Origin of the sequence: Mycobacterium lehmannii (assembly GCF_002245535.1) — a bacterium.
Taxonomy (GTDB): Bacteria; Actinomycetota; Actinomycetes; order Mycobacteriales; family Mycobacteriaceae; genus Mycobacterium; species Mycobacterium lehmannii.
Genome location: NZ_NKCN01000063.1, coordinates 1 through 2,404, shown reverse-complemented (window position 1 = coordinate 2,404; position 2,404 = coordinate 1). Strand labels below are relative to the sequence as shown.

2 protein-coding genes are annotated in these 2,404 nt (G+C 67.7%); both read right to left on the bottom strand.

The genetic code is table 11. The features are described from left to right. Nucleotides 1–63 precede the first annotated feature (63 nt). Nucleotides 64–909, bottom strand: a complete 846-nt coding sequence (istB, locus tag CEX87_RS26855) for an IS21-like element helper ATPase IstB (protein WP_094289874.1) — start codon at nucleotides 907–909, stop codon at nucleotides 64–66. After that, nucleotides 906–2,267, bottom strand: a complete 1,362-nt coding sequence (locus CEX87_RS26850) for a Mu transposase domain-containing protein (protein WP_094289872.1) — start codon at nucleotides 2,265–2,267, stop codon at nucleotides 906–908. The genes istB and CEX87_RS26850 overlap by 4 nt, the downstream gene beginning before the upstream one ends. Nucleotides 2,268–2,404: the final 137 nt, after the last annotated feature.

Genomic DNA, 2,404 nt, shown 5'->3' with positions numbered 1-2,404 from the left:
CTGACGGCGCTCATCGAAAGTCCCCAGGTGTGCTCGCTGAAATTCCCCACCTGTGAGCAGCGGTCAGTGTAGTGGTTGGCGGGTGCCGGTGGTGGTTCGGCGGAGTGTTTCCGCGGCGGCCTGGTGGTCGCGTAGCCGGTAGGACTCGCCGTCGAGGTTGATGACGACCGAGCGGTGTAGCAAGCGGTCGAGCATGGCGGCGGCCACGGTGGTGTCGCCGAGGATCTCGCCCCAGGCGCCCACCCCGCGGTTTGTTGTGATCGCGATGGATGTTTTCAAATAGCGTTGGGAGACAACTTGAAACAAGGCCGAAGCGGCCTCGGCAGGCAGCGGTAAGTACCCCAGTTCATCGATCACCAGCAGGGTCGGGCCGGCGTAGAACCGCATGGTGGTGGCCCAGCGTCCCTCGATCGCGGCACGGTGACAGCGTGCGGCCAGATCAGCGGCGGTGGTGAAGTAGGTGCGGTAACCGGCGTGTGCTGCGGCCCTTGCCAATCCGACGGACAAGTGTGTCTTTCCTGTACCCGGCGGCCCGACGAGCAGAATGTTTGTCGCCGATTCCAGATAGCGGCAGGTGCCCAGCTCGTCGATGAGCTTGCGGTCGATCCCGGCGGCGGAGTCGACGTCGAAGTCGGCCAGGGTGGCCGGGGTGGGCAGGCAGGCGAACCGCAACCGTCCAGCCAGCCGTCGGGCGGTGCTGGCCTCGACTTCCACGGCTAGCAGCCGCTCCAGCGCAACGGTCAGCGACAGCCCCTCGGCGGTGGCCTGGTCGAGCACCGCCGGTAGGGCTTCGGCGGCCGCGGCCAGTTTGAGCTCGGCCAGATGCGAACGCAACTGCTGGTACCGCGACGCCGCCGCGGACGGTGACTCGTCGGCGGTGGTCTTCGGGGTGCGGGGTGTGGGGGTCATTGGATGGTCCTGTTCTGCGCGGCCCGCTCATAGACGGACAGATCGACGACGGTGGAATCGGTTGACGGAGTGGAAGTTTCAATTTCGGCGGTGGATGGCTGCTTGAGTTGAAGCAGTTGTGCGGCAGCGGCTTTGGCGGCCGGTCCGGGTGGGATGCGTTCCTTGCGGCGGTGCGGTCGCCCGCTCGCGGCGGTGGCCATCGCGGCGGTTTCCAGTGCGATGACATGGCCGCTGTCACGCACCATCACCCCGAGCCCGTCGGCGGCCATCCGATGCCGCGCGATCACGATCCCGCTGGAGGTGGCGATGTCGACGAAGACGCCCCCGACCGGATGAGACACCACCACGTTGGCGGCGGCCAGTTCCGGGGGCACCGAGTAGCGGTTGCCGCGGTAGGACACCAGCGCTTGGCGCGACGCGGTGCGGGTCTCGGAGACGATCACCGGATACGGGGTCGCCGGCACCGGGGCCAGCGGCTCGTTCTTGGCCACGACAGCGACCGAGGACCGGCCGTCGGCTGTGGCCCGCAGTCGGGTGTCGCCGCGCACCGCCGCGAAGCGATCCAGGCTGGCTTGCGCCGCCTCAACGGTCATGTCGTCGGCCAGGGTGCGCCACCAGCGTTGCGCGGCGGTGTGATTGACCTTCTCCACCACGCCCTTGCGGTTGCCGCGCCGGGCCGGGCAGATCGCCACCGACACCCCGTAGTGTTTGGCCACCCCGGCGAACGACGCGGTCACCCGGCCGCTGCCCGGATCGCACACCGTGGCCATCCGGTCGAACCGCCAGACCCGGGTCACCCCGCCCAGGCCGCGGGTCACCCGGTCCAGACCGGCAACCAGGTGCGGCTGATCCTCCGAGGATGCCAGGAAGCCGCGCCACTTACCGGAATGCGATAGCGAACCGACTAACAGGTGCGCGGTCTTGCCCCAGCCCCACAATGCCGGTGGATCGGGCAATTCCAGCCAGTCCCATTGGGTTTCATCACCCGCAGCGTGCGGGATCACCGCGTTCGGGCGCCCGGTTGCGGTCCGGCACGCCTCACACACCGGGCGTAGATTCCGCGCGCGGATGTTGCGGGTCAGGCTCTGATACGACAGCCCGAACCCCAGCTCTTCGAGTTCGTCATAGAGGGTGCGGGCCCACAGGTGCGGGTCCTCGGTCAGCCTCGCGGTGACGTAGTCAACGAACGGATCGAACGGATCCGGACCAGGGCGGGCACGCACTCCGGGCTGGCCGTCACCGGCCAGATACTTGCGAACCGTCTTGCGGTCGAACCCGGTGTGGCGGGCAATCGCCGCGATCGACCAACCACGCCTGCGTAGGGCATGTACTTCCACATCGTCCTCCCATGTGAGCATGAGAAAGCGGGCCTCCTTCGATGGGGCAACTGGCGTCAGACACCAGAAGCTTCGAGGGAGGCCCGCCCTTCTCGGCGGAGCCACACGGGTGGGGAATTTCGACGAGCGTCAGTGGGGAATTTCAGTGAGCGCGGTCA